This is a genomic window from Embleya sp. NPDC005971, from assembly GCF_040629175.1.
Lineage (GTDB): Bacteria > Actinomycetota > Actinomycetes > Streptomycetales > Streptomycetaceae > Embleya.
On sequence record NZ_JBEXUX010000033.1, the window covers coordinates 79,937 to 106,149 of the forward strand.

Consider the following 26,213-nt stretch of genomic DNA (forward strand, 5'->3'; position numbering starts at 1 on the left):
GCCCGGGCTGTGAGGGCCGCAGCCCACCGAGGCGACCGACACGAACGACAGGACAGGCGGACGCCCGACGACCCTCTCGCGCCAGGTCGCCGGTCACCCCCGGACCACCGTCCACGCCCACCGCCACATCGTCGGCCGGGCCGGTCTCGGCCAGGCCAGTCTCGTAGGAGTCGGCCCGGCCGCGCAGCAGGGCAGGCGCCCGCGCCGACCGAGCGGCGTGATCACCACCATCGGGCACCCGTGACACACACCGGTGGCGACGGCCGTGCAAGCGGGCGCGCCCGATTTCGCCGGATGCTCAGGGACCGTTCACCGTCCTGCGTTCCGGGTGCCTCGTCCCCCTTGGCGTCCGTGTCCGTGGGGGCCGTGAGCCTGACGCCGCTGCCGCTGGGTACGAGGGGTGGTGAGCATGTCCGGGACCCAGCCGGCGAGCCGGCCGAGGAAGACTCCGAAGGCGGCGGGGCAAGGAATCCGAGGAGGACGAAGAGCGGTTCCTCGCGCGGTTCATGACCGAGCGCGATGCCGCCCTGCTCGCCGACTTCGTCAAGCTACGGGTCATCGCCCGCGAACGGCGTGACCGGCGCCGCAGGTACCTCGCGGCGCGGCACCGGCACACACCGCCCACAGCGACCTGAGGATCCCGCTCAAGGCCATCGCACGCTGGGCCCCGAGCACGAGGGCCGGCGAACCCGGATCGCGCACCGATGAGTTTCCCGCGCCGCGCCGGTCAATACGCCGGACACCCACGGACGGAAGGCTGAGCCATGCGAAAACTGATCTACGGCATGAACCTGACCCTGGACGGCTACATCGCCGCGGCCGGCGACGACATCGGCTGGGGCGGACCTCCGGGCGACGAGCTGTTCCAGTGGTGGCTCGACCACGAGCGGGAGAGTGGCCTGTCGCTGTATGGGCGCAAGCTGTGGGAGACGATGAGTTCCTACTGGCCGACCGGCGACCAGCAGCCCGACGCCACCCCGGCGGAAATCGAGTTCGCGCGGAACTGGCGGGACACGCCGAAGGTGGTGTTCTCCTCGACGATCGACAGGGTCGACTGGAACACCCGCCTGGTCACCGGCGACGCGATCGCCGAGATCACCCGGCTCAAGGCCGAGGACGGCGGCCCGATGAACATCGGCGGCGCAACGCTCGCCGGGGCGGCCATGCGCGCCGGGCTGATCGACGAGTACGCGATCGCCGCCCATCCGGTCCTGGTGGGCGGCGGCACGCCGTTCTTCACCGCGCTGGACAGCTGGGTGAACCTGAACCTGGTGGAGACGCGGACGTTTCCCGGCGGCGTGGTCCTGACCAGGTACGAGACGAGGCGCTGAGCAGCAGCACCCACGCGCCAGGTGTACTGCCCACGGAGGTTCGTGACGGATCGCATGGCGGGTTGATCTTGAACGAGTGAGGGCCTTTCGGGTTCGGTGTGGATTGCGACATCTGCGCCGACCGACGAAAGGCCCTCGTGCCCCACCGTCATGCACTCCTGACCGAAACCGGACGCCTACATCCGGCCCGTTGCGTCGTCGACGATCGATGGCCCTTCAACGGGCTGCGGAACGCTTCCAGGTATCGGTGACCACCGCCGCCGCCCGATCAGCCGCCCGCTGCCGTGAATCGGGCGAAGCCGGGATGGTCGACCGCTCCTCCCGGCCGCACCACAGCCTGCGCCGGACCCCCACCCGCACCGAGCGCCGAATCGTGAAGGTCCATCTCCTGCGCCGCCGGCAACCCGCCCGGATCGTGTACCTCCTCGGCCTGGCACACCAAAACCCCAGGTCACAAGACACAGCAGACATTCTCAACCGGTCCTGGGCCACAGGTCGGAACACCGCACCCTGACCTGCATGGAGGAGGCACACCCTGCGTGCCTCTCCGCCGCCGGCCGACGACGAGTACGCCCTCGACGTATACATCGAATGTATAGTCACGCCATGTCCATCGGCCGCACCTTTCCGAGACTTCTCGAACAAGGCCCCGCCACGGCTACAACCTCAAGCGCACATTCGACAAGCGTTTAGGAAGCAGCCATCCAATCCCGTACGCGCAGGTCTACGCGACGCTGTCCCGCCTGCGGCGAAACGGCCTCGTCGAGGTCGACGCGCCGAAGCCCGACACCGGCCCCGAGCGCAAACGCTACGCGGTCACCGGCGTCGAGGAGTGGCCCCTTCGGCCCGAGAAGCCGGAGCCGTACCTCCACAACACCTCGTACACCGAGGTCGTCCTCGCCCTGCTCCCCGGTCGCGACACGGCCGGGCTGCGCGCCGGGCGCCTGCGGCCGATGCACGAGCAGACCACGCGCGAGCACCTGAGCGGCATCGCCCACCGGCTCGTCCGCAACCACTCACCGTCCCACCTGGAGGCCGACATCCGCTGGCTCGAACCAACCCGAACCACGCTCGACCGTCTCGCTGCAGAGGCCCCGGCGTGAACGACACCGGGCCCGGGGCCCTGCCGGCCGCAACGGGCCTGCGCAAGACGTACGGCGCCACACCCGCGCTCAACGGCGCCTCGATCGAGATATGCGCCGGCGAGGTCGTCGCCGTGATGGGCCCGTCCGGATCGGGCAAGTCGACGCTGCTGCACTGCCTGGCTGCGATCGTCGCACCCGACGCCGGATCGGTCAGGTACGCCGGGCAGGAGTTATCCACGATGTCCGATCGGGGCCGCAGCGCCCTGCGCCGGTCCGACTTCGGATTCGTGTTCCGGTTCGGGCAGCTCGTGCCCGAACCGACCTGCGGGGAGAACGTCGCGCTGCCGCTGCGCCTGAACGGCGTGCCGCGCCGCGAGGCGAACGCACGCGGCCGCGAGTGGCCGGAGCGGCTGGAGGTCGCCGAACTCGCCGGCAGGCACCCCGGGAGGTGTCCGGCGGCCGGGCGCAGCGGGTCGCGGTGGCCCGCGCGCCGGCTCCCGGGCCACGTGTGGTGTTCGCGGACGAGCCGACCGGCGCGCTCGACTCGGTCGCCGGGGAGCGTGTGATGCATCTGCTGACCTCGGCTGCCCGGGAGGGCGGTGCGGCGGCGGTGTTGGTCACCCACGAGACCCGGGTGGCCGGGTGCGTCGACCGTGAGGTGGTCGTGTGCGACGGGCGCACACCCGCCCTACGCCGTGCCCCGGCGGCGCGTCCATGAGCCACCGGATCTCCCCCACCGCCCACTCGGGCGCGGCCTTCGGGCGGGCTCGCGCGACCGTGATGGGCGCGCGTTTCGCCGTCACCCGCGCGTCGTGGACCCGGACGCTGCTGATGGTTGTCGGCATCGGACTCGGAACCTCGTTACTCCTGCTGGCGTCCGCACTGCCCGGCATGCTGGAAGCTCGCGAGCGGCGTGGCGCGGCGATCGTGGAAATCGCGAGCAGCCGGCTCACCATCCCGGGCGAGAACACTCTCGTGATCGCCTACGCCAACACCGAATACCGCGACCGGGACGTACGCGGCCGGCTGGTGCGGGCCGAAGGGGCGCGGCCACCGGTGCCGCCGGGGCTGCGGGCGCTGCCCGGACCGGGTGAGATGACCGCCTCTCCCGCGCTGGCGCGGCTGCTGGAACGGCCCGCCGGCGCGCTGTTGCGCGAGCGCCTGCCGTACCGCGTGGTGGCGACCATCGGCGACGACGGGCTGATCGGCCCGGCCGACCTCTCCTACTACGCGGGCAGCGCCACGCTGACCGTCGAAGACGGCTCACGCGTCGACGGCTTCGGCACGCCACAGGCAGCCGCGAGGCTCGGCCCGTTGCTGACGCTGCTCTCGGTGACCACCCTGGTGGTGCTGCTGACACCGGTGGCCGTGTTCGTGGCGGTCGCGTCGCGATTCGGCGCGGACGCGCGCGAGCGGCGGCTCGCGGCCCTGCGCCTGGTCGGCGCCGACCTGTCCACCACCAGATGGATTGCGGCCGGGGAGGCCCTCGCGGCAGCGGCAGGCGGCCTGACCGCAGGCCTGGTCCTGTTTTTACTGGGCCGCCAGGTGATCGGCTCGGTGGAACTGTGGCGGCTGAGCGTGTTCCCCGCAGATGTGCGGCCCAGCCCTGTGCTCGCGGCACTGGTCGTGGCGGCTCTACCCCTGATATCGGTGTCGGCGACCTGGGCGGGCCTGCGTAGGATCGTGATCGAGCCCCTGGGAGTGGTCCGCCGGGCCCCGCGCCCGCCGCGGCGCGGGTGGCGGATCGTGCCCGGTCTCACCGGCGTTGTGCTGCTGCTCACCCTGATGAACGGCGGCGGCACGCGCGGCGGGGGCTGGGCGCCGTGGCTGGCCGCCGCCGGGATCGTACTCGTGCTCGTCGGCCTCACCGCGCTGCTGCCGGGGGGCGTGGCCGCGGTCGCGGCCCGGGGCAGGCGCGGCCCGTTGCCCTGGCTGATGGCCCGGCGCCGACTGGCCGCCGACGCGTCGGGCTCGATGCGGCTGGTCGGCGGCGTGACCGTCGCGGTGGCCGGCGCCATTGCGGTGCAGATGCTGCTCGCCGGCCTCGCCGGTGGCTTCACCACGCAAACCGGCCAAGACCCGGACCGCGCCGACCTGTTCGTGAACACGAAGGGTGATCCGGCCGGTGCGACCGCGCTCGCCACGACCGCCGGCGTACGCTCCGCATTCACGTTCACCGAAACGTCCACGCAGGTACGCGGGTCGGCCGAGAGCAGCCTGATACCACTGGTCGTCGGCACCTGCACGGCACTTCGCGAACTTGCCGCCGTGGGCGCGTGCGCGCCGGGTGACGTGTTCACCGTGGCGTCGCCGAACGGGGGAGCGCGGATTGGGCCGGGCAGCGTGGTGGAGCTGACCATGACCGGTCACGACGGCCCGATGGCCTGGACCGTGCCGAAGTCGGCCACCGACGTCGCCATCGTGACCGACCCGATGAACCAGTCGCGATACGGGCTGTTCCTGACACCGGAGGCGCTGCGGGCCGCAGGCCGGTCGGCGGCGGGACGGCAGATCACCTTCGTGCGCCTGGACCCGAACCGCGACGACGCCGCCGACCGGGTGCGCAACGCGGCGACCCGGATCGACCCGGGGGCCTCGATACTCACGTTGACCGCGACCACCCAGGACCGCATGTACACCAACATCCGCCGCGGGCTCCTTGCCGGGGCAGTGCTGACGCTGGGCCTGGTTGCCGCCGGCATGCTCGTGTCGTCGCTGGAGCAGATGCGGGAACGGCGGCGGCCGCTGGCCGCGATGGCCGCGCTCGGGACCCCGCGCCGCGTCATGGCGCTGTCGCTGTTGGCCCAGGCCGCGGTGCCGATGGTGCTGGGGCTGGCTCTCGCGCTGGCCGGGGGCGTCGGGCTCGGGTGGCTGTTGCTCGCGGTGTTCGGCGAACGCCCGCACCTGGACCCGGGATTCGTCGCCTCGGTGACCGCCGCGGGCGGCGCCGCAGTCCTGGCGGTAACGGTGCTGAGCCTGCCCGCCCTGTGGCGCCTGATGCGACCCGAGGGGCTGCGCATGGAGTGACCGCCCGGAGGCGGGTCCAGTGCCGACGCCCCACAGGAAGGCATACGACGGCACGGTGTATCGCCAAGGACCTGCGGCCGGAGGACGACAGGCGCAGCGGTACTTCAGCCGGCCGTCACGTGCCCCGCGACCGGTCGCGGGGCGGCGCGGCCGGGACCGCGTCTCGCGAGGGCGGGTGCGGGGCGACGGCCGGACCGGTGATGATCTTCGTGGCTGCCGGTGATGGCCGACGGCCGGTACGACAGAAACGGCACGGCGGCGCCGGTTCCCGCGCCCCGGCGACCCGTCACCGTCGAGGCCCGCGTCCGCCGCGTCGGGCGTCGCCCTCACCTTCGCGTTGAACAGCCCGTTCTTCAGAACGGACCCTCGCCCGGGACAGCACCGTGGTGCGCACCCTCAACCCGCCCCGGAAGGACGACAGGAACACGGAACACCCCGCCGCTCTACCGGGAAGCCGCGTCGCGTACCGCTTCGAGGGCGTCGGGCACCCTGCGCGGAGGTTGTCGGGCACCCTGCGCATGGCAGCAGTCCCCGACCTCCAGGGTTTCGGACTCGACGTCGGAACGATCGGGGACAGGGCCTCCGCGATCCCGCGAGCGGCCTTTCACGCAGCCGGGCCGGGGCCGGTCGGACGTCGGAACCACCAACTGCGCACCGGACGCCTCCGGGCGGGAACCGCGCGTCGACGCCACGCCACCCACCCGTGTCCTCGGCGATCTCGGGATCCGGCGTGCGCGTCGCTCCGCCGTGCCCGTGGCCGTGGCCGTGGCCGTGGACTCCTCCTCCGCACCACGAGGCGGAGCCCACACGCGATACGAGGGACGAACCGAATGCGCCGACCGGGGAATCCCTCGACGCTTCCCGACTTTTGTCCCCGGTCCGCGGGGACGATCCCGGTCGAGGTATCCCTCGCCCGGGGCCACGTCCGGACACCGGGCATCGCACACTCCCACGGAGCACCCATGCGGCAACCCGAATACCGCCTATCCCACCTGCGAGCGCGCATCCTGGCGGCGGGACTGTCCGCACTGGCCGCAGCCGCACTCGTGCCCTCGACCGCCTCGGGCATCGCCGAACACCGGTACGAATGGGCTGCCCTGGGCGATTCGTACACCGCGGGCCTGTTCATCGGGAGCCCACGCCCCGCACTCGGTGACCCCACCCGGGACGGATGCGATCGCACCACCGGCTCCTACCCCGATCTCGTCGCCAAGGCGCTCGCCGCGAACCCGCCGGACAGACCTGTCCGCCTGACCGACGTCAGCTGCGACAACGCCACCGTCGACGAGATCGCCTCGACAGGACAGACACCGGTCAGCGTCGTGGATCCCCCCGCCGGCGGATGGCCCGCCCTCGACCCACAGATCCGACGAGCCGGACTCGACGAGCGCACCGACGTCGTCACCATCGGCATCGGTGCCAACGGCCTGCCCTTCGGCGGCTGCCTCCAACGCGCGTTGTCCGGCAAGTCCTGCCGCGACCACTACACGAACCCACCCCAGGGCCAGGACAACCTCGCCACGATGCTCACCAGACTCGACCGGGAGTACTCACGCATGCTGGACGCCGTACACAAGGCCGCCCCGCACGCCCGCGTGATCACCATCGGCTACCCGGCCCTCCTGCCGGAACACGGCACGGACTGCGACCGCGCCGACCTCACCCACATCGGCCCGATCACCCCCGCCGACGTCGACTGGCTCCGCGAGGACGTGCTCGAGCCACTCAACGAAACCATCCACCGCGTCGCCTCCCACCACCACGACCACTACATCGACCTCTACACCGCCGGCATCGGCCACGACGCCTGCCGACCCCCGGGCACGAAATGGATCGAAGGACTCTGCGGCGACGCTGCCGACTTCTGGCCGAGCGCGTTCCCCGGCGCGTTGCCCTTCGACTGCGCCGAGATCGACAAACGCGCCACCCTGGTCCACCCCAACGCCAAAGCGCACACCCACACCGCCCTCCACCTCGAACCCGCCCTCCGACACGCGCTCCGGGAGAACACGGACGACCACGGCGACACCGAACATCCCACGCACGAAACCGCCGACACCGGACACACGGGGGCCTGATCGGCTCCACCGAGTACGAGAACCTTCACGACCCCGCCGCGTTCCACGCCATCCAGGTCCGGGAGAGCGCGGATGCCTTCCGCGCGCACATGGAGGATGCCGCCAAGTCCGGGATGAACAAGGCGATCCAGGTCCCGAGTGAGCACCCCAGGACCGCCGTACTGCGCACCATCGGCTGATCCCGCGAGGACCGGACGCCCGCGACTCCCGAACCACACCGAGGAGAGCGCCGCTGCACGCCGTCGAGACCTCGGCACGCAGCCGAGGCACACCGATGCCCTGCCCGTTGGTCACGCCTGGGTCGCGTCGAGACAACGCTGCGATCCGCGGGCATCGGCGAACCCGGGGAAACCCCCGCGAAATGGCGCCTACGGGCGAGAGCATTCCCTCCTCGTCGCCGCGACTTCGCCTCGGAACGAGGCAACCACACCGGCTCGGCGACGGCCCCGTCCCCGTCCCCGTCGCAGCTGCGTTCACGCCGTGGGCAGCGCCGGGGACATCCGGCCTTCCGTTTGCTCGGCCGTCCCCAGTCGGTATCCGTCCTCGGCGGAAAAGGCCGCGGTCACCGTGAACCGATCGGCACGCACCAACGTCTGACGCCACTCGACCGGGCGCGATGCGGCCACGCCCAGTCGGTCGATCGCGTACAGGGCCGTGTTCGGCGGGCTTTCCAGCATCGTGCGCTCGGCACGGTTGGGCACCACGGCTCGGATGCGTTCCCATCCCCCGGTGATCCTGATGCGGCAATGCCGATCCAGTTCGGCGTACAGCGCCGTGTGCGTGAAGTCGACCCCCAGCAGGGGGGCGCTGATGTCGGCGGGGAGCCATACCCGATCGACGGCGAGCGGCCGCTCGTCGGCGAGGCGAAGGCGCTCCAAGTGCACCAGCGGTGTGGACTCCTCGAGGCCGAGCCGGGCGGCGACCACCCCGTCGGCGCGCCGATCCAGCACGCGCACCACGCTGCGCTGCACCGCGCCGATCTCCTCGACCGAGGCGAAGAGACTGTACGGCGTGCCGACCTGTTGTTCCATCGAGGTGTCCGCGAGTGCGGATACCCGTCCCCGGTGCGCCGTGACGACGCCTTCGCCGCGCAACTGGCGCAGGGCCTCGCGAACCGTGTGGCGGCTGACTCCGTATTCGGTCGCGAGGGCGTGCTCGCCGGGGAAGTGGTCGCGGAATTGGTCGGCCTCCAGGCGACGGCGCAGGTCGGCTCGCAGTTGGACCCACAGCGGCACTCCACTCGCGCGATCGACGGGATTCGCTCCCGCGGGCTGCGTTGATGTCACCGAGGGTTCCCCTGACGTGCGACGGACCCGTGCTCGTGTCCTGTGTGAGGTCACGAAAGTACGGAAGCACGCCTTCCGATGGCAACTCCGCAGGGGCACCCGTGGACGTCTCCGGAGTGCTTGCTCGGCGACCCGCATACGGGTGTCACGGCAACGGTCCAAAGGATCCAAAAACTCCAAACGGTCTAAACGGGCCGAACGGTCCACGAAGAGCGGCCACATGCATGAACGCCGCGGGGCGATGATGAGTAGCGCGGCGAACATCCGCTGAAGGGCGATCCCCGAAAGTCCGTACGGCGAGGGCTCCTCCGCCGCCCAGTGCACCGATGGCGAGCCCGATCCGGCGCCGGACGCGAGCGAGCATCAGGACGCTCCCCTCGGGGCCGGAACGTCGATTGTGGCGCGGCCTACGGGAAGTCCCGTCGTGCTGTGGGGTGCTCGCGGCGGTAGGAGGCGAAGCCGCCTTGGAGATCGCACACCTTCGTGAAGCCCGCCGCACGCAGGATCGACGCGGCGATGGAGGACCTGCGGCCGCTCGCACAGAAGACGGCGACGGACTCGTCGGGCGACAACTCGTTTATTCGTGACAGGAGTTCGGGGAGCGGGATCAGGTGGGCCCCGGGGATTGTGCCGTCGGTGCGCGCCTCGCCGGGATTGCGGACGTCGACGACGCGCGTGTCCGCGTCGAGCGCGACGAATGCGTCGACGCGATGACGTACGGCGATCCGGCGGTGTCCGGGCTCGATGCCGGGTGCCCCGGCGGCGAGCGCTCCCGACACGCGGTCGAAGCCGATCCGGGCCAGTCGGTTGCGGGCCTCGCGTTCGGTGCCGGGGTCGCAGACGAGCAGGATGCGGCTGTCGGCGCTCAGGATCTCGCCGGCGAGTTCGGCGAATCGACCGCTCAGGGGGATGTTGATCGAGGCCGCGAGGTGTCCGGCGGCGAACGCGTCGGGATCGCGGGTGTCGAGCACGACACCGCCGGTCGATCGGGCGCGCAGAAACTCGGCGAAGGGCAGGGCGGGTACGTGGGTGGTCTCGTCCAGGGTCGACCGCGTCTGTCGATTGCGCGCGGCCGTGAAGGGGAAGTAGCGGGGCACGCGGGTCCGCGCGGAGCACACCAGATTCACGAATTCGTCCTCGGCCATGTCGGCCAGTGCGTGGTTCGTGTGCCGTTGCTCTCCGATGGTGCTGTGATGCGCGGCGGACAGGTTGCTGCCGCAGGAGGATCCGCTCCCGTGCGCGGGGTAGACGCCGGTGGCGTCCGGGAGGGCCAGCAGGCGTCGGGTGGAACGGTACAGGGCCCGTGCCGATCTCTCCGCCGACCAGCCCGCGCCGGCGGCCAGATCGGGACGTCCCACGTCGCCGACGAACACTGTGTCCCCTGTCAGCACGCCGAAGGGCACCCGGTCGTCCGCGTGGGCTCGCACGACCACGCAGATCGACTCGGGGGTGTGCCCGGGAGTGTGCAGGATCTCGAGTTCGACATCACCGAGCGGGAGTTTCCCGCCGTCGGGCAGCGGATCGACGGCGAAGTCGACCACGACTGCGGAGCCGTAGGAGATCCGCGCCTGGGTCCGGGCGGCGAGTTCGAGGTGTCCGGACAGGAAGTCGGCGTGCACGTGGGTTTCGACGACCCGCTCGATGTTCAGGTTCAGTCGTGCGGCGTCGGCGATGTACTCGCCCACGTCGCGTCGGGGATCGACCACGACCGCGCGTCCCGATCCGCTGTCGCCGACGAGATACGAGGCGTGGGAAAGGCAATCCAGGTAGTACTGCTTGAAAACGAGCGTATCGACGCGTTCCATTGAGGAGCTCCGGCCGGGTCGGATGGGTGGCTTCTTCGGGTGCGGTGCGGCGGGCGCGGGCGCGGGCGCGGCTCGGCGGCGGCCTCGAAGTGGCGGTCGTGATGTGGCTAGGCACGCCCGCGAAGCATCAGGTTCCAGTACAGGAACGGCAGTCCGTAGCGCTTGAGGTACCACATGTCGGTGCGTTCCCTGGTCGTGTCGATCAACGGGATCGAAGGGGCGGGCTTCATCGAGTAGTCGAACTCGGCGAGGAGCATCTTGCCTCGCGCCGTCGTCAGCGGGCAGGACGCGTATCCGTCGTAGCGGGCCGGTGACGCGAGACCGTTCAGGCGCGCGATGAGGTTTCGCACGACGACCGGGGCCTGTTTGCGCACGGCGGCGCCGGTCTTGGAATTCGGTGACGAGCCGACGTCGCCCAGTGCGAAGACGTCGGGGTAGCACGGGTGTTGCATGGTCCACTGGTCGACGAGGACGTAGCCCGCGGGATTCTCGGGGTCGGCCAGGGGACCCTGCTTGATCCAGTCGGGCGCGCTCTGGGGAGGTACCAGGTGCGCCATGGTGTAGGGCAGCGTGGTGGATGCCCGGGTGCCGTTGTGGGTGACCACGACTTCCTTGGACTCGGAACGGACCTCGCTCACCTCGCTGTCGAAGTGCACGGTGATGCCGTATCGCCGAACGACCCGATCCAGGACACGCGAGAACTCCGGGACCGCGAACATGGTGGGTGTCGGGAGCACCAGGTGCACGTCGATGTCGCCCAGGACGCCTTCGCGGCGCCAATGGTCGGCGGCCAGGTAGGCGATTTTCTGGGGCGCGCCGCCGCACTTGATGGGCCCCGACGGCATGCCGAACACGGCGGTTCCCGACCGGGTGTCCCGGATGAAGCGCCATGTCGCCGGTGCCGTTTCGGGCAGATAGTTGCTGGAGACGCCCTCGACGCCGAGCGTGGCCTCCAGTCCGGGGATTCTCGACCAGTCGAGTTGGATCCCGGGACACACCACGAGGCACCGGTAGCCGATGATTTCCCCGTCGTCCAGGGTCACTTCCCGCGCGTCCGGATCGATGTGGACCGCGCTCCGACGGATCGACCGCACTCCTCGAGGCACCACGGACGCCTGCGGGCGGGCACTCTCCCCGATCGTCGCAAGTCCGCCGCCCACCAGGGTCCATAAGGGTTGGTAGTAGTGCCGGGTGGCCGGATCGATGATCGCGACATCGCGCTCGCCGGAGCGGCGCAGCCGTGCCGCCACGGTGATGCCGGCGCTCCCTCCCCCGATGATCACTGTCCGATGACGTTGCGCCGACACCATCACGACCTCCAGGACAGGGATCAAATGTGCAGACATTTAATATGGACAAGACCTACGGTCTTGCGCAAGAAAATGTGCGTACATTTCTATCCGGTCGGGTCGGAGCATCCGAGTCGGTCCGACGGGTCGGCGCCTGATCCGGCGGAACGCAACCCGGCCGGGACGCCCGGCAACGCGGCCCCACGTGCGTGCGCTTCGCAAGACTCGCGCCGGCGGCAACGCCTCGGCCACCGCGCCTCGGCCATGGTGCTCGGCTCCCGTCCGGCGAACCGGCCACCGGCAATCGCCCCTCGAACGCGCGCCATTCGAGCACGTCACCGCGCCCACACCACGAACCGGACTCCGGGAAGGGCCCGTTCGTCCCGGACCTGCGCCTGCGGGGCGGCCGCCCCGTGCACTCGGCCCTGCCCGCCCGCACGGGACACGTCCGGTCGCCGGGCGCATTCGAGGAGGCCGGCGCCTTCGCCGAGCAGCCGTGCACCCGGCGCCGGCGTTCGCGGGTGGTCTGTTCGCGGATCCCGCCGGGGCGGGCGGGTTTGACGGCAGCCTCCGCCCGGGGACCGAGCGGCCCGGTGTACGGCAGCCGTGACCGTACCGTCGACAACGGTGTACGGGTGAGAGTCGACGGCGGGTGATCGTGAGCGCCGCCGACGGGCGGGAGTCGGGACGTCGCGCGCTCGTACGCACGGGGGTTCGACGGCACCCGGGCTCAACCGGCCCAACGTGACGATCGAAGCGGCGTCGAACCCCCTGCTGTCGATCCCCCGCCGCGCCGAGGGCGGGGCTGGTGGATCAGTAGGTCAAAGCCGGGCTGAACGCGCTCTTGCCGACACACCAGATGTCGACGTTGTTGGGATTGTGGTGCAGCTTGACCGACCAGTTCGTGGCGCTGGGCGGACTGGCCGACTGGATCACGGTCATGGCCTGACCGGCGGATATCGCGCCCGCCGTCTTGTTCAGCGGACCCAGGTTGACCGGACCGAAGGGACCGGACGTGCCGGCGGTACCGCTGAAGGTGACCGTGCCGCTCGGACCCCCGAGGTTGGCGGTGATCGTGAGATCGCCGTTGTTGATGGTGATCAGCGGCGCGAGCGCGATGGTGGCCGAGAGCTGGTGCGACGCGTTGGTGGTGAACGTCGCGGTCTTGCCGGTGTAGCTGACCCCGATCGAGGTCAGACAGTCGTACTTCGCGGTGGACGGACCGCCGGCCGTGGCCGTGCCGCTGAGGGCGACGGTCGCGGCCATGGCACCGGCGAAGACGGCGGCGCAGGCCGCGAGGGCTTTGGATCGTGACATGGAAGGTGCCCCTTTCGACAGATACTGCGGAAAGTTCCTGTCGGCGCATTTGGAGTGAATCCGAAGTCTCGGATTTCGTCAAGCAGGATCGGAACGCAATACCCCGACGGCGAAATCCGCGATGGACAATTCATGATCGCAATTCACCACCAGTCACCTCGGCAAAGAATATTCGGTTTCCCGGGTATTTCTCGATCATGGTGACACGTGTCGACTGAATCGGATCGCGTCTCGCTCTTGACTACCGATGATCCAAATGTGCGAATAGTTCGCTACGCCTTTCGTTTCCGACGGGCTCCGAACAGGCCGTCCGCACCGGCCGTCCACACGAAGGAGCAACGTGTCAAAACGGTTATCCCGACGATTGACCCGCCATCGCTGGGCCGCCTCGGTGGCGGCGAGCGCCCTGGCCCTCGGCGGCGGCCTGGTCGCCCTCGCGCCGTCGGCGGGCGCGGGCACCGTGACCCCGGTCATGCGGTGTACCACGCCGGTCGGTGCCCCCGAGGGGCAGCAGCGGTTCGAGGTGACCCTGGACCCGACGCATGGCGACGGTGCCACCTCGATGCACGTCGTGGCGGGTGGGAGTCCGGCGACCAGCCCGATCCCGATTCCGCTCGCGACGATCAAGTCCGTCTACACGTTCGCCATGTCCGGCGGTACGACCGGGGATCTCTCGGTGGCGCCACCCTCGTTCGAGACGCCGATCGAGGTGAACACGCCCATCGTGCCGCCCCCGTTCACCGTGCCCACGACGATCGTCGGCGCGCCGGCCGGGTCCACGGTGGACCTCACCCTGAAGTCGATCGTGGTGCAGACCATCGTCGGCGGAAACCTGCTCGCGACGGCGACGTGCGTGCCGATCTCCGGTAACGGCGTGCTCGCGTCGTACACGGTCGAGCAGGGCAGTCAGGCGCCCACGCTGACCGCGACGCCGAGCACCGTCGACTCGAACTCCCGGGTCACACTGTCCGGCGCACACTGGCCGGCCGGTCCGGTGGGGTTGACCATGTGCTTCCCCGAGTTCGGCGGATTCTGCGACAACGGCTACTCGACCATCGCCGCGAGCGACGTCAAGGTCGTCGACGGTGTGCTGTCGGGGTGGGTGCACGTCGCCGGCGCGGTTCCCAGTACGACGGCGCTCCTGAAGGTCACGTCGGGATCGGTGGCCCTGGAGGCGCCGTTGACCGTCGTGTCCGTACCGGTCGGCGGGCGGGGGCTGGTGCTGAGCCCGAACACCGGTCCGGTCGGCACCCGGGTGACCGTCACCGGCACCGCGTTCTCGCCGAACGCCCAGATCACCGTCCAACCCCAGGACGGGCCCGGGGCGCCGACCGAGGACGCCATAACCACCACCGCGGACGCGAACGGCTCGTTCACCGCGACGTTCACGGTGACCGCCGCGGCCACCGCCGCGGTCGCGGCGTACGAGTTCGGCAACCCCGCGATCGGCATGCGGACGCCGTACACGGTGGGCGAGGGCCCGGCTGGGCTGACCCAGTCGGTCAGTGGGCAAATCAAGCCCGGCGGCCTGACGATGTCCCAGGCCGGCGGCCGGATCGACTTCGGCAGCGCGACGATCGACGGCAAACCGCTGCGCCTGAACGCGGCGCTCAACCGGGTCACCGTGGTCGATGCCCGAGGGACCGACCTCGGGTGGTCGCTCACCGGCACGATGTCGGAGATGACGGCCGAGAACGGCACCGACAGGCTCCCGGCCGGGAGCGTGACCTGGACCCCCGCGTGCGCGGCGGCCGACGGCGCGCCCGGAACGGTCACCCCCGGCACTGCGGGGCCGCTCGGGACGACCCAGGCCCAGTTGTGCACGCAGACGCCGGTCGAGGGTCGAGCCACGGGCGGCAGCGTTTCGGCGGACGCCGCCCTGACGTTGACGACCCCGGCGTTCGTACGCCCGGGGACCTACTCGGGGACGCTCACGCTGAGCCTGAGTTAGCCGAACGGGAGTCAACCAGGCTCGCGTCAACCGGGCTTGAGATGGTCGACACCGAGTCGACGCGTCGGGATGTGCGGGTGTCGACGCTTCGAGGCGGTGCCGCATTACCCGCCCGGTGGTGTGGGACGACTCGGCCGCTCCGGCCGGCGCCCCCGCCACCGGGCGATTTCGTGCGCGGCGCGGGATCGTGATCGGCCGCCCGGAGCCACGGCGTGGGGCCGTCGCGCCCCTTTCGCGACCGCCCGGTATCGCGACCGCTCGGGGACGGCGGGGAATGCGTCGACATTCTTCGGGGCGAGGAATTCGGCGGGCGGGCTTTACCGGCGCGGTATTACGCCGCCTTCCCGGCGCCCGGCACCCCGGGTCCGGAACCGGGGCGCGGACTAGGGCGGCCGGCGCATCGGCGGGATCAACGGCTCGTCGGTACCCGGACGCGCGAGCGCCCCTGTTCCCGAGCAGCCGAAACACACCGCCGGCCGGTCGTGGTTGCCCCGGAATCCGACCGGTTCATCGCACGACACGACGGCTCCGAGGTGCCCCTTCGCGGGTGGTGGCAGATCCCGGACCGACGACGAGGGCGACCCGGGCAGGCTCCGCTCCCGCGCCCCACGACTCGGGCAAGGTCGGCGGCAACCTGCGTCGGCCGACCCGCTACCACCGCATGCTGCAACGCCTCGTCCACACCTCGGCGTTGGTGAGCATCCGCTGTGGGCACCGTGGCCCCGGACAGGTGAGGGCCCGTCGTGCTGCCGCCGATCCGGTGGGTCCGGTCCGTGCCGTGTGCGCGTCGGTCGGTGTTGCCGTTGTGATGCCGGTCCACGCGGTGCCTACCGACGTGCCGTGCCCTGCTGTACCCGTGGTTGGGGCGCGCGGACCATGTGGTGGATCTGCCGGCCGCACCACATGCCCGGGAGCATCCACACGGCGGTTCCCAGCGACATCAGCACGGTGATCGCGTGGCGTGCCCGGGCATCCGGGTGGTCGCCGCCGTCGTACCCGGCGAAGGACAGGGCGAGGGCGGCGAGCCAGACGACGACCGCGGCGAGTGCGGTTTGGGCGAAGGCCGCCAGGCCGTAGAGGGTGCCTTCGCGGCGTTCTCCGGTGCGGGCCGATTCGGTGTCGGCGATGTCGGGGAGGATGGCCCAGCCGGTGACGGCGACTGCCATACTGCCGGCCGAGCTGAGCAGGATGAGCGTCCAGAACAGGACGTCGTCGCCCCGGCCCGGGAAAACGAACAGGCACTGCACCACGGCCCAGCAGCCGGTGAACAGCAGGTATGTGCGGGGCTTGCCGATCCGGTCGGTCATTCGGCGCACCAGCGGCAGCCACGCGAGTCCGGCCGCGAACCAGGTCAGCATCACCAGGGACGCGGTGTCCTCGCTGTAGCCCATGACATGGACGCCGTAATACACCGCGACCGCACCGGTGACACTCAAGGGCGCCCAACCGAACGCGAGCATGCCCAGCGCCAGTCGCACGATACGGGACTCGCGGACCATCGCCAGGCCCTCTCGTGGTCGGACGGTCGCGGGTTCCGCCGCCGGTTCGCGGCCGCGCGCCGTCGCCCGGGTCACCAGCAGTCCGCCGGTGGCCAACAGGGCGCATACCGCGGCGGCGGCCGACCAGCCGGCCCTGTCGCTGCCACCCAGGGCGTCGCCGAGTACCCCGTGGAGCGCGAGGGGGGTGACTGCGCCGACGAGTGCGCCGAGTTGTGAGAAGGCGGTGCGTACGCTCGACAGGGCGGTGCGCTCGGTCGGGTCGGTGCTCAGCTCGGCGCCGAGTGCTCCGTAGGGCACGTAGAAGACGGTCAGGCTGGTGAACCAGGCCAGTGCGACCGCGGTGTAGTAGGCCGCACGGGCGATGCCCGTCAGGCCGAAGTCGGTGAACAGCAGCCAGGACGTCACCGCGTACGGAATCGCCGCGGCCGTCAGGAAGGGGAGTCTGCGTCCGTGGCGCGAGCGCAGGCGGTCCGAGCGCCGGCCGATGTACGGCTGGAGGACCGCGTTCCACACCGTGCCCAGCGCCACCACCGTTCCGCCGAGCGCGGCGGACGCGCCGACGACGTCGGTCATGTAGTAGAGGAACAGGGTGGAAAACGCCGTCCACATAACGGCGTTGGCCCACTCGCCGCCTCCGTACCCCCACCGCACGCGTCTCGGCAGGGCCGCGGCGGATGCGGGGCGCGTCATGACGTGCCTCCGGCAACCCGCAGGTCCAGGTGGGACGCGGCGGCCGCGTCGTGATGAATCGTCGTCGTGCCCGCACGGGTGTTGCGGTCCCAGCGGTCGAAGGCGCTGCCGGATATCTCGGCGCCGATCCGATGACCCGCGCGGAAGCGATGACCGGTGGCCGCCAGGCCGACATACGCGGCATACACGCGACCCGGTTCCACCGGCGTCGGCGCATTGGCGGGATCGCGGTGCGTCAGGCGCCGGATGCCCTCCTGGACGAGTTGGGCGGAACCGTCCGGGGCGATGTCGACCAACGCGACGGTGACGTCCGCGTCATCGGCGGTCGTGGAGGCGTGGATCGTGGCCGTGATCGGGCCGACGACGACCATGTCGTCCGTCAGCGGTTCGCTGCGGTAGACCAACACGTCGGGGCGCGTGTGGAGATCGCGGCGGTCCCTCAGCGCCTTGGTCATCCCCCACAGGTCCTTGCCTTCCCACGGCGCCGCCGGGTCGGCCGGATGGTAACCGAACCGTGCGGCGTGCTCGCTGAACTCGGGTTCGTCGGTGGTGAGTTCGCGGTTTCCCCGCAGGTAGAGGCGGAGTTCGGCGGTGTCGCGGGGCGGCCATGCGTCGGCGGTGTGCCAGCGGTCGGCTCCGGTGACGTACGCCCGTACCCGGGGTCCGTCGAGCTTGACGGGTACCGTCGTCGACCCGCCGGTCCGGGCGAGGACCTCGTCGGTGAACGCCAGCACCCGGTCCCAGGAGCGGGGACCGGCCGGGATCGGAATGCGGCCCACCCTGCCGTCGAAGTCGCAGCTTGTCTCGTGGTCGGTCGGGCCGATCACCAGGCGCCTCAGGTGCGCCAGGTCCGGGCGGCGCTCCTCGAGCTCCGTCCAGCACTGGAGCGTGCCGGGCAGCAGGTTGTCGTACCAGCCGCTCCACACCATCGTCGGCACCTCGACGCGGTCGAGCAGGTGCCGGAAGTCGTGCGCGTTCCAGAAGTGGTCGTCGGGACCCGTGCGTTGGGGGCGGTCGGCGAACTCGCGGTAGAGCCCGCCGGGCAGTCCGGCCGCGTCCGCCATGTCCCGTACCGGCAGTTGCCGGGTATCGAGGCGATGCCAGTTGAGGAACCCGCGCCCTGCCTGGTCGCACGCCCACATCGCGGTGCTGCCGAGGCACAGCGCGCCGCCTTCGAACAGCAGCGTGTGCATGTCCAGGCCCATGTCGCCCGGCGAGATGCAGGCCAGCGCGGGATGGCCGGACGCCGCGGCGGCCCACTGGGTGAACGCGTAGTAGGACTCGCCGGTCATCGCCACCCGGCCGTCACACCAGGGTTGGTCGGCCACCCAGTCGATCGTGTCGTAGCCGTCGTCCACCTCGTGCACCAGCGGACGCCACTCGCCCTCCGAACCGAACCGGCCGCGGACGTCCTGCACCACCGCCGCGTAGCCGCGCCGGGCCCAGAAACGGCCGACGGCGGGCATGTACGCGTACGCCTCGCGGATCCCGTACGGCATCCGGATCAGCATCGCCGGGTGCGGTCCGGACGGGCGCGCGGTGCGGTCGGCCGGCAGGTGGACGTCCGTCAGCAGGCGCACGCCGTCGCGCATCGACACCATCGCGCCCCGCACCGTCCGCACCTTGGGGAAACGTTCCGGCGATGCCGAGGGCAGTTCCTTGAACGGCAGGGCGAGATGCTTCGCGCCGACCAGACACGCCCGGGTCATTCCCCACTTTGCGTCCGCAATGAGATGCTTCATCGATGTCTCCCCTTCGCGACGTGACAGGCGGGTGACGCTAGTCGCCGCAGAACGCGCGACCATGGGAAGAATTCGCCGGCATCTCAACGGAGTGGCATGGACACATCACCCGGCGCACCCCAGCCTCGCCGCGGACGCGGTCGGCCGCGCGAAGTCGTCCGCCGCAACCCCGGGGAAGGCACCCCGCTGGACCGTCGCCCTGCGGACTCTCCACGGACGACCGCCGCGATCCTCGATGCGGCACACCGCGTCCTGCTCCGCGCCGGGACGGCCGGGCTGACCCTGGTCGCCGTCGCTCGCGAAGCCCACGTCGACGTGACCACCGTCTCGTACCACTTCGGCACCCGGCACGGGCTCATCGAAGCCCTGATGGACCGCCTCTACCAGGACCAGGCGGTCGACTTCGCCGACAAGGCCCGCGAGCTGCCACCCGGGCAAGAGCGCTGGCAGGTGTACCTCGAGGGCGTCGGACGCATGTGCCAGGACGGCGACGCGACCCGCGCGTACTTCGCCATCGCCGCACTCGGCCTGCGGGACGACGCATTGCGCGCCCGGCTCGCCAAACTGAACGCCTGGACGGTCCGCGCGTTCGCCGACACCATCAACGCCGACGCCGCGTCCGACGAACGCCCGCTGCTGGATCCCGAACGCCTGCGCACCATCGGCGAGTTCGTCTACGCGGCCGTCGACGGCATCGAACTCCACCATGCGCTCGCCGACGACACGTACCCCCTGCGCGACGTGCTTGCCATCCTCGACGACATCGTCACACGGCTTCTGACAGAGCGTTCCGTCCCGTGAGTCGTGTGTGGCTCCGGGCTTGGATGTCGCGCCGGTTCGGGGTGCTCTCGTAACAGGCGAAGCGTGTGCTCCGGGTCGACCGCGTCCAGGACGGCGGTCCACGAGGTTCGGTCCGGGGTCAGGGCGGCGACGAACGAGTACGGCCGGTGGCCCGTCGGGTCGGTTCGGGTCCGGCGGGATGAGCGGCGCGTTGATCGCGACGGTGCGGATGGTCGTCGCGACCGTGTCGGGATCGAGGCCGCTGTCGAACCGGGGAACCGCGTTGATCGAGTGATTACTTCCACTCGATCAACAGCCGCTTGCGCTCAGGGCTGTAGTGCCACCGCGGCCGGCCGGCCCGTCCTTCGGCCCGGCCCGCGGCGGACCCGATCGTGTCGAGCAGGCATGGGCCGCGCCGTTCGCCGTAGGCGGCCGACATGCGCTCGTGCACCTCGACCGGATCCCGGTCCACGAGCCGCCCGTACGTGACGAGTCCGATGCGTTCCCGATCTGCCCGTGCGTTCCGTTCGGACATGCGCCGCACCCCTTGACACAAGGTTGCAAGTCCTGGATTACTGGAGCCGCCACTAACGTAACCGAATGTTCGGTCAGTTATAGGGACGGCGAAGCACACATGACATCTGTCCAGGATCCCGCGCAGCGGATGTTCGCCGCGGACGGGGCGTCCCAGGGCCTGGGGATCGAACTGCACGAGGCCGGCGAGGGCGCCGCCCACCTGAGCATGGTGGTGACCGCCTCGATGGTGAACGGCCACGGCCTCGCCCACGGCGGTTACATCTTCCTGCTGGCCGACACCGCCTTCGCGTGCGCCTGCAACAGCCACGGTCCGACCACCGTGGGAGCCGGCGCCACGGTCGATTTCGTCGCCCCCGCGTACGAGGGCGACACGCTGGTGGCCAAGGCGCACGAGGTCGGCCGGTTCGGCCGAAGCGGCATCTACGACGTGACCGTCACTCGCGACGAACAGGTGGTCGCGGAGTTTCGCGGTCGCAGTCGCGGCATCCGAGGCATGGAGAAGTCCGCATGAGCGAGCGCACCACCGCGTCCCCGCCACGACTGGGCGACGCCCCGCCGCGGGAACTCCTCGACGCAGGCGAGCGGATGGACCGCAGCGAGCTGCGCGACCTCCAACTCGGACGGTTGCAGGCCACCCTCCGGCACGCGTACGACAACGTCGAGCTGTACCGGCGCAAGTTCGACGCCGCCGGGGTCCGACCGGCGGACTGTCGCACCCTCGACGACCTGGCGCTGTTCCCCTTCACCACCAAGGCGGATCTACGCGACACCTACCCCTTCGGGATGTTCGCCGTCCCGCGCGCGGACGTCCGCCGGATCCACGCGTCGAGCGGCACCACCGGCAAGCCGATCGTGGTCGGCTACACCGACGGCGACCTGGACACCTGGGCCGACGTGGTCGCCCGCTCGATCCGGGCCGCGGGCGGCCGGCCCGGACACCGGGTGCACAACGCGTTCGGGTACGGGCTCTTCACCGGCGGACTCGGCGCCCACTACGGCGCCGAGCGCGCCGGGTGTACGGTGATCCCCGCCTCCGGCGGCATGACGGCGCGTCAGGTGCAGCTCATCCGGGACTTCGAGCCCGAGATCATCATGGTCACCCCCAGCTACATGCTGGCCCTGCTCGACGAGTTCGAGCGGCAGGGCGTCGACCCGCGCGGCTCGTCCCTGCGGATCGGCATCTTCGGCGCGGAGCCGTGGACCGAGGAGATGCGCCGCGAGATCGAGGAGCGGGCGGGCATCCACGCCGTCGACATCTACGGGCTGTCCGAGGTGATCGGACCCGGCGTCGCGCAGGAGTGCGTGGAGACCAAGGACGGTCTGCACGTGTGGGAGGACCACTTCTATCCCGAGATCGTCGACCCGCTCACCGACGCGCCGGCCGGCGCGGGCGAACATGGCGAGTTGGTCTTCACCTCCCTCACCAAGGAGGCCATGCCGGTCGTCCGCTACCGCACCCGCGATCTGACCCGGCTGCTGCCCGGCACCGCCCGCCCGGCGTTTCGCCGGATCGACAAGATCACCGCGCGCTGCGACGACATGATCATCCTGCGCGGGGTCAACGTCTTTCCCAGCCAGATCGAGGAGATCGTGCTGCGCACGCCCGACGTGTCCCCGCACTTCCAGGTGGAACTCGCCCGCCGAGGCCGCATGGACCACATGCTGATACGCGCCGAGACCCGGGTGGGCAGCGATCCGGCGACCCGGGCACCGGCCGCGGCGGCCATCGCCAAGGCGGTCAAGGACGGCATCGGCGTGAGCGTGGAGGTGGACGTGGTGGACGTGGACACCCTGGAGCGCTCGATGGGCAAGTTGCGCCGCGTCCGTGACCTGCGCGAGCCGTGACCGGCGTGTTTGCCACAATGCCTGTATGAGCACCACTCTCCCCTCGGGCACCGGCGGACGCCGGGGCCGGCCAGGCTACGACCGCGAATCCCTCCTGGCGATCGCGGTGACGGCGTTCAACGAACGCGGCTACGACGGCACCGGCATGGAGGAGTTGGCCCGGCGTCTGGGCATCACCAAATCCGCCATCTACCACCACGTCGCCGGCAAGGAGGAACTCCTCGAACTCGCCGTCGACCGGGCCTTGGACGCCCTGTTCGCCGTGCTGGACGAGGAGCGCGAGAAGTCGACCGGCGCCACGACGCGACTGGAACGAACCGTCCGGCGCAGCGTCGAGGTCCTCGCCGAACAACTGCCCTACGTGACGTTGTTGCTCCGGGTGCGCGGCAACAGCGAGGTGGAGCAACGGGCCTTGGCTCGGCGACGCGATTTCGACCACCGGGTGGCCGACCTGGTGGCCGAGGCCGCCGCCGAGGGCGGGGTGCGGGACGACATCGATCCGGGCCTGATCAGCAAGCTGCTGTTCGGCACGGTCAATTCGCTCATCGAGTGGTACCGCCCGAGCGGTGCCCTCCCGGTGGGGACGGTATCCGACGCGCTGGCCACCATCCTCTTCGACGGCCTGCGCGCCCCCGCGAAGGTCGCCGACGAAGGCTGACCCGGCACCCGCATCCCACCGACGAGGGAATGTCGGTGCGGAGCCCGGGGATGTGATGTTCGCGTTCACCATCTTCCTGGAGGCCCACCACGACGCATACGGTATTGCCGGCGACTTGGAGTCGACCGACCCGGCGGTGCGGCGGGTCCGGGAACTGCTCGTGGACTGCGGGTGGGACCCCGACTCGGACGATTGAGCCCGGTCGAACGTGGCCGGGTCCGGCGGGAATCCGAGAGACGTCGCGGACCGGGCGACCCGCACAGCGGATCGGTGCAGGCAACTCCCGGACCACGCCGAGGAACCGAGCCGGCACAGATCGCCCGGCCCCGGCCAACTCGGCTCCCTTCCCCGCGAGTTCGGCCACCGCAGCCGTCGACATACGGTCGACGCCCGGCCCGTCAGCCGGCCCGGACGTTCCCCGAAACGGCCTCCACCGCAGTCGACCCGGATGTCGTGATCGCGATGTCGGGCATCGGATGACTCCCTTTGCCCAGGGTGTACACCGGGTCCTTGATGGTCCCTTTCACAACGGATGTGCGCTGCCGACCGTCGCGGCACCGGGGTCCGGTCGTGACGGCGGGCGGGCGGCCCGTGCGGTGGCGATGCCGGCGATGAGGCCCAGGGGGAGCGCCGAGATCCATACCAGGGCGGGTGTGGCGATGCGGCCGAGGGCGAGTCCGGAGGTGGGACCGATCGCGGTGCCGATGTCCTGTGTGGTGGACAGGGCGGCCTGGTAGGTGGCGCTGCGTCCCGGTGGGGCGTGGCGAGTGATGAAGGCCGAGGTGACGGGGCCGGTGATCATCATGCCGAGGGAGGTGACGAGGACGGCCACGACGAGGGCGGGGTAGCCGAGTCCGGCGGCGGCGAATCCCGCGAGGCCCGCGCCTTGGAGCGCGGCGCCGAGGAAGAGCAGGCGACCGGTGTCGTGTCGGCGGGTCCAGCGGGTGACGGGGAGTTGGAACACGATGATGGCGAGGGCGTCGATGGCGAACAGGGCCGCGTAGGCGGTGGTACCCAGGGGGTGGAGTCCGTTCAGGAGTACCAGGCCGTCGGCTTCCCACCAGGTGAAGGTGATGCTGAGCAGGCTGCCGCCGAGGATGAGCAGTGCCAGTCTGCGGTCGCGCAGGATCCGGGTGACCGCGCCGTAGACCTCCGCGGCGTTTTCCCCGCTGTCCTTCTCGGCCGTCTCCGGGCCGATGACGCGGTCGGGGGGAACGGCGACGAGCACCGTCAGGGCGGCGCCGACGAGCAGGGCGCCTGTGGCGGCGAATACGCCCGACAGCGAGAAGGTGACGGCGACGGCTCCCAGGATCGGGCCGATCACGCCGCCGACACTGGCCACCACCCGGGTCAGGCCGAACGCGTGGGCGAGGTCCTCGTCGGCGTGCAGGTCGCCGATGAGCGCTGCGATCGTGGGGTGGAACGCCGACTCGAAGAGCCCCGCGGCCAGGAACAGACCGAGGGCGGGTATCGGGTGGTGCACCAGGAAGAGGCTGCCGTAGCCGAGGGCCATCCCGGTGGTGGACAGCAGCAGCATGCGGCGGTGGCCGATGCGGTCGGCCAGGGCCCCACCCGCCAGACCGCCGGCGAACTCGCCGGCGGCCTGGACGAGGAACAGCGCGCCGGCCGCCGCTCCGCTCAGCCCGCCGACACGATGCGCCCACAGGATGATGAAGGGCAGCATCACGCCGTTGGCCAGGGCGCCGAGCAGCCGGACGACCAGGAGTCCTCGGAAGGCGGCGGTGACCTGTCGCTTCGTCGGTGCGCCCCGCAATTCGGGCGCCGTTGGGGTCACGTCGGGTTCCGCGAGGTGACGGCGGGGCGGCGGTCGGCGGTCCAGTAGCCCTTGGCGAAGACGTGGTCGGGCCGGACACCCAGGCCGTGCACGAGTTCGCGGAGCGACCGCGCCGCGTGGGCCTCGGTGAGGAGGTAGACCTGTTCGAAGCGGCCCGCCCGGAACTCCTCCGCGACCGCGGCGAGAAGCGCCTGCGGGTCGCCGGCCGGGACGCCGTCGCGCTCGAGCCAGCGCACCCGGCCCGCCACGATCGGTACCCGGTCGGCGGCAGACTCGGTCTCGACGACGACGGCGGCCTCCTGACCGGCCGGCAGTGCCTCGGTCAGGGCCGCGATCGCCGGCAGGGAGGCTTCGTCGCCGACGAACAGATGGCCGTCGGCCGGCCGGAGTTGCAACTTTCCCTTGGGGCCGACGAACTCCACGGGCGAACCCGGTTCGGCGCTCGCCGCCCAGGTGCTGCCCGGCCCGCCGCCGGCGTGCAGGACCGCGTCGATGTCCCACTCGCCGACCTGCGGGCGGGCCTGCCGAATCGTGTAGTGCCGCTTGACCCGGCTCCCGCGGGCGTCGGCGAGCAGCACCTCGATGTCCTGGGCCGGCAGGGGAGTCAGGCCGATGAGGCTCGGGCCGCCCAAGGTGAGTCTGACCGTGCGGGGGGTGAGGTGGCGCCGGGCCAGCACCGTACAGCGGTGGGTTGTCTTCATGGGGTTTCCCTATGGTGTCCGGGGAGTGCGGGACATGCCTGTGGCGGCCCGCTCCAATTTCGAGGCAACGTGCCTCGATATGAGGCTAGCATCATTTCGAGGCATCGTGTCTTGATAAGCTGGTCGCATGTCACGCACAGCCCACGGACAGGCCACACCCGGACGCCCCCGCAGCGAATCGGCGCGGATCGCCGTTCTGCACGCGGTCGACGACATGCTCGTCGAACAGGGGTACGCGGCGATGACCATGAAGGGCATCGCCGAACGCGCCGGAGTCGGGCGCCAGACCGTGTACCGGTGGTGGTCCACCAAGGCCGAGATCCTGCTGGAGGCGAGCACGTCCGACGCCGCCCACGAATTGGCCGTCGAGCCGCAGGCCCGTCCCGCCGACGACCTCCTCGCCTTCCTCGAAGCACTGACCACCTTCCTCACCACCTCGCCGGCCGGCCTCGCCTACCGGGCGTTGCTGGGCGAGGCGCAGCACGACAGCGCGGTACGCGATCTCGTCCGCGCCGCCGACCTCGTCGGCACCGCCACCTCGGCCGTGCTCGCTCGCGTACGTCCGCACGCCGCCGCCATGCCCACTCCGCCGCTGGCCGCCGCCCAACTCGCCGGCCCTGTCGTCGCCGTCATCCTGGAGACCGGGCACCCCCTGACACCGGCCCAACTCGCCGACCACACCGGGCTCCTCCTCGGCGCCTGGACAGCGGGCCCCCCACCACGCTGAGCCGCCCGACGCGGCCCGACCCGATTGCTTCGACCACGCGGCTGTCCCGGTCGGGCCGACATGTCTCACG

The 26,213-nt window shown here is 70.9% G+C and carries 21 protein-coding genes and 4 pseudogenes; 16 read left to right on the top strand and 9 right to left on the bottom strand.

The window, feature by feature from the left end; translation table 11 throughout:
- Window positions 1-506 precede the first annotated feature (506 nt).
- The 8 genes and pseudogenes from ABZ374_RS26925 (at window position 507) to ABZ374_RS26960 (ending at window position 7,521) form a co-directional block, all read left to right on the top strand.
- On the top strand, window positions 507-635 hold the full coding sequence (locus ABZ374_RS26925; protein ID WP_360315400.1) for a hypothetical protein: 129 nt from the start codon (window positions 507-509) through the stop codon (window positions 633-635).
- A 129-nt stretch (window positions 636-764) separates the two neighbouring features.
- Window positions 765-1,331: a dihydrofolate reductase family protein gene (locus tag ABZ374_RS26930; protein WP_360315402.1), complete on the top strand. Its 567-nt coding sequence runs from the start codon at window positions 765-767 to the stop codon at window positions 1,329-1,331.
- A 137-nt stretch (window positions 1,332-1,468) separates the two neighbouring features.
- Window positions 1,469-1,764 (top strand): annotated as a pseudogene (locus ABZ374_RS26935) (leucine zipper domain-containing protein); the annotation flags it as partial.
- 268 nt (window positions 1,765-2,032) lie between these two features.
- Window positions 2,033-2,092, top strand: a pseudogene (locus tag ABZ374_RS26940) (hypothetical protein); the annotation flags it as partial.
- 192 nt (window positions 2,093-2,284) lie between these two features.
- Window positions 2,285-2,434 (top strand): hypothetical protein, encoded by a 150-nt coding sequence (locus tag ABZ374_RS26945; RefSeq protein WP_360315404.1) that lies wholly within the window; start codon window positions 2,285-2,287, stop codon window positions 2,432-2,434.
- A pseudogene (locus ABZ374_RS26950) lies at window positions 2,431-3,134 on the top strand (ABC transporter ATP-binding protein). Before ABZ374_RS26945 ends, ABZ374_RS26950 begins: the two are co-directional and overlap by 4 nt.
- A complete protein-coding gene (locus ABZ374_RS26955; RefSeq protein ID WP_360315406.1) occupies window positions 3,131-5,443 on the top strand; it encodes an FtsX-like permease family protein in 2,313 nt (770 codons plus the stop codon). Before ABZ374_RS26950 ends, ABZ374_RS26955 begins: the two are co-directional and overlap by 4 nt.
- A gap of 962 nt (window positions 5,444-6,405) precedes the next feature.
- Complete coding sequence (locus tag ABZ374_RS26960) at window positions 6,406-7,521, top strand: SGNH/GDSL hydrolase family protein (protein WP_360315408.1); 1,116 nt, start codon at window positions 6,406-6,408, stop codon at window positions 7,519-7,521.
- Between the two features lie 473 nt (window positions 7,522-7,994).
- On the opposite strand, the gene ABZ374_RS26965 is transcribed toward ABZ374_RS26960, so the two are convergent.
- The 4 genes from ABZ374_RS26965 to ABZ374_RS26980 form a co-directional block, all read right to left on the bottom strand.
- Entirely contained in the window at window positions 7,995-8,807 is an 813-nt protein-coding gene (locus ABZ374_RS26965; protein WP_360315410.1) for a GntR family transcriptional regulator, read from the bottom strand.
- Between the two features lie 407 nt (window positions 8,808-9,214).
- Window positions 9,215-10,612: an MBL fold metallo-hydrolase gene (locus ABZ374_RS26970; RefSeq protein WP_360315412.1), complete on the bottom strand. Its 1,398-nt coding sequence runs from the start codon at window positions 10,610-10,612 to the stop codon at window positions 9,215-9,217.
- 107 nt (window positions 10,613-10,719) lie between these two features.
- A complete protein-coding gene (locus ABZ374_RS26975; RefSeq protein WP_360315456.1) occupies window positions 10,720-11,922 on the bottom strand; it encodes an FAD/NAD(P)-binding oxidoreductase in 1,203 nt (400 codons plus the stop codon).
- Window positions 11,923-12,714: 792 nt separating this feature from the next.
- Entirely contained in the window at window positions 12,715-13,218 is a 504-nt protein-coding gene (locus ABZ374_RS26980) for a hypothetical protein (protein WP_360315414.1), read from the bottom strand.
- 340 nt (window positions 13,219-13,558) lie between these two features.
- Between ABZ374_RS26980 and ABZ374_RS26985 the strand changes: the two genes are divergently transcribed.
- A complete protein-coding gene (locus tag ABZ374_RS26985; protein WP_360315416.1) occupies window positions 13,559-15,169 on the top strand; it encodes a hypothetical protein in 1,611 nt (536 codons plus the stop codon).
- Between the two features lie 586 nt (window positions 15,170-15,755).
- A pseudogene (locus tag ABZ374_RS26990) lies at window positions 15,756-15,875 on the top strand (IS110 family transposase); the annotation flags it as partial.
- Between the two features lie 121 nt (window positions 15,876-15,996).
- On the opposite strand, the gene ABZ374_RS26995 reads toward ABZ374_RS26990, so the two are convergent.
- Window positions 15,997-17,358 carry an MFS transporter gene (locus ABZ374_RS26995; RefSeq protein WP_360315418.1) on the bottom strand — a complete coding sequence of 454 codons (1,362 nt, stop codon included), beginning with the start codon at window positions 17,356-17,358 and terminating at the stop codon, window positions 15,997-15,999.
- Complete coding sequence (locus ABZ374_RS27000) at window positions 17,355-19,100, bottom strand: CocE/NonD family hydrolase (RefSeq protein WP_360315420.1); 1,746 nt, start codon at window positions 19,098-19,100, stop codon at window positions 17,355-17,357. The genes ABZ374_RS26995 and ABZ374_RS27000 overlap by 4 nt, the downstream gene beginning before the upstream one ends.
- 96 nt (window positions 19,101-19,196) lie before the next feature.
- Here ABZ374_RS27000 and ABZ374_RS27005 point away from each other — a divergent pair, with 96 nt between their 5' ends.
- Complete coding sequence (locus ABZ374_RS27005; RefSeq protein ID WP_360315422.1) at window positions 19,197-19,901, top strand: TetR/AcrR family transcriptional regulator; 705 nt, start codon at window positions 19,197-19,199, stop codon at window positions 19,899-19,901.
- A gap of 274 nt (window positions 19,902-20,175) precedes the next feature.
- On the opposite strand, the gene ABZ374_RS27010 is transcribed toward ABZ374_RS27005, so the two are convergent.
- Entirely contained in the window at window positions 20,176-20,415 is a 240-nt protein-coding gene (locus ABZ374_RS27010) for a helix-hairpin-helix domain-containing protein (RefSeq protein ID WP_360315424.1), read from the bottom strand.
- Window positions 20,416-20,514: 99 nt separating this feature from the next.
- Here ABZ374_RS27010 and paaI point away from each other — a divergent pair, with 99 nt between their 5' ends.
- The 4 genes from paaI to ABZ374_RS27030 are packed head-to-tail and all read left to right on the top strand — an operon-like array spanning window position 20,515 to window position 23,116.
- Window positions 20,515-20,928 (top strand): hydroxyphenylacetyl-CoA thioesterase PaaI, encoded by a 414-nt coding sequence (gene paaI, locus ABZ374_RS27015; protein ID WP_360315426.1) that lies wholly within the window; start codon window positions 20,515-20,517, stop codon window positions 20,926-20,928.
- Window positions 20,925-22,262 (top strand): phenylacetate--CoA ligase PaaK, encoded by a 1,338-nt coding sequence (gene paaK, locus ABZ374_RS27020; RefSeq protein ID WP_360315428.1) that lies wholly within the window; start codon window positions 20,925-20,927, stop codon window positions 22,260-22,262. The genes paaI and paaK overlap by 4 nt, the downstream gene beginning before the upstream one ends.
- Before the next feature lie 25 nt (window positions 22,263-22,287).
- A complete protein-coding gene (locus ABZ374_RS27025) occupies window positions 22,288-22,920 on the top strand; it encodes a TetR/AcrR family transcriptional regulator (RefSeq protein ID WP_360315430.1) in 633 nt (210 codons plus the stop codon).
- A gap of 55 nt (window positions 22,921-22,975) precedes the next feature.
- Window positions 22,976-23,116 (top strand): hypothetical protein, encoded by a 141-nt coding sequence (locus ABZ374_RS27030; protein ID WP_360315432.1) that lies wholly within the window; start codon window positions 22,976-22,978, stop codon window positions 23,114-23,116.
- A gap of 327 nt (window positions 23,117-23,443) precedes the next feature.
- On the opposite strand, the gene ABZ374_RS27035 is transcribed toward ABZ374_RS27030, so the two are convergent.
- Together ABZ374_RS27035 and ABZ374_RS27040 are read right to left on the bottom strand one after the other, a co-directional pair.
- Window positions 23,444-24,715, bottom strand: coding sequence for an MFS transporter (locus tag ABZ374_RS27035; RefSeq protein WP_360315434.1), 1,272 nt, complete (start codon window positions 24,713-24,715; stop codon window positions 23,444-23,446).
- On the bottom strand, window positions 24,712-25,416 hold the full coding sequence (locus tag ABZ374_RS27040; RefSeq protein WP_360315436.1) for a siderophore-interacting protein: 705 nt from the start codon (window positions 25,414-25,416) through the stop codon (window positions 24,712-24,714). The genes ABZ374_RS27035 and ABZ374_RS27040 overlap by 4 nt, the downstream gene beginning before the upstream one ends.
- A 127-nt stretch (window positions 25,417-25,543) precedes the next feature.
- Here ABZ374_RS27040 and ABZ374_RS27045 point away from each other — a divergent pair, with 127 nt between their 5' ends.
- A complete protein-coding gene (locus ABZ374_RS27045) occupies window positions 25,544-26,143 on the top strand; it encodes a TetR/AcrR family transcriptional regulator (RefSeq protein ID WP_360315438.1) in 600 nt (199 codons plus the stop codon).
- Window positions 26,144-26,213 lie beyond the last annotated feature (70 nt).

Coding starts and splice junctions, on each gene's coding strand:
- ABZ374_RS26925 (WP_360315400.1), top strand. CDS start 507: ATGACCGAGCGCGATGCCGCCCTGCTCGCCGACTTCGTCAAGCTACGG.
- ABZ374_RS26930 (WP_360315402.1), top strand. CDS start 765: ATGCGAAAACTGATCTACGGCATGAACCTGACCCTGGACGGCTACATC.
- ABZ374_RS26945 (WP_360315404.1), top strand. CDS start 2,285: ATGCACGAGCAGACCACGCGCGAGCACCTGAGCGGCATCGCCCACCGG.
- ABZ374_RS26955 (WP_360315406.1), top strand. CDS start 3,131: ATGAGCCACCGGATCTCCCCCACCGCCCACTCGGGCGCGGCCTTCGGG.
- ABZ374_RS26960 (WP_360315408.1), top strand. CDS start 6,406: ATGCGGCAACCCGAATACCGCCTATCCCACCTGCGAGCGCGCATCCTG.
- ABZ374_RS26970 (WP_360315412.1), bottom strand. CDS start 10,612: ATGGAACGCGTCGATACGCTCGTTTTCAAGCAGTACTACCTGGATTGC.
- ABZ374_RS26975 (WP_360315456.1), bottom strand. CDS start 11,922: ATGGTGTCGGCGCAACGTCATCGGACAGTGATCATCGGGGGAGGGAGC.
- ABZ374_RS26980 (WP_360315414.1), bottom strand. CDS start 13,218: ATGTCACGATCCAAAGCCCTCGCGGCCTGCGCCGCCGTCTTCGCCGGT.
- ABZ374_RS26995 (WP_360315418.1), bottom strand. CDS start 17,358: ATGACGCGCCCCGCATCCGCCGCGGCCCTGCCGAGACGCGTGCGGTGG.
- ABZ374_RS27000 (WP_360315420.1), bottom strand. CDS start 19,100: ATGAAGCATCTCATTGCGGACGCAAAGTGGGGAATGACCCGGGCGTGT.
- ABZ374_RS27005 (WP_360315422.1), top strand. CDS start 19,197: ATGGACACATCACCCGGCGCACCCCAGCCTCGCCGCGGACGCGGTCGG.
- ABZ374_RS27010 (WP_360315424.1), bottom strand. CDS start 20,415: ATGTCCGAACGGAACGCACGGGCAGATCGGGAACGCATCGGACTCGTC.
- paaI (WP_360315426.1), top strand. CDS start 20,515: ATGACATCTGTCCAGGATCCCGCGCAGCGGATGTTCGCCGCGGACGGG.
- paaK (WP_360315428.1), top strand. CDS start 20,925: ATGAGCGAGCGCACCACCGCGTCCCCGCCACGACTGGGCGACGCCCCG.
- ABZ374_RS27025 (WP_360315430.1), top strand. CDS start 22,288: ATGAGCACCACTCTCCCCTCGGGCACCGGCGGACGCCGGGGCCGGCCA.
- ABZ374_RS27030 (WP_360315432.1), top strand. CDS start 22,976: ATGTTCGCGTTCACCATCTTCCTGGAGGCCCACCACGACGCATACGGT.
- ABZ374_RS27040 (WP_360315436.1), bottom strand. CDS start 25,416: ATGAAGACAACCCACCGCTGTACGGTGCTGGCCCGGCGCCACCTCACC.
- ABZ374_RS27045 (WP_360315438.1), top strand. CDS start 25,544: ATGTCACGCACAGCCCACGGACAGGCCACACCCGGACGCCCCCGCAGC.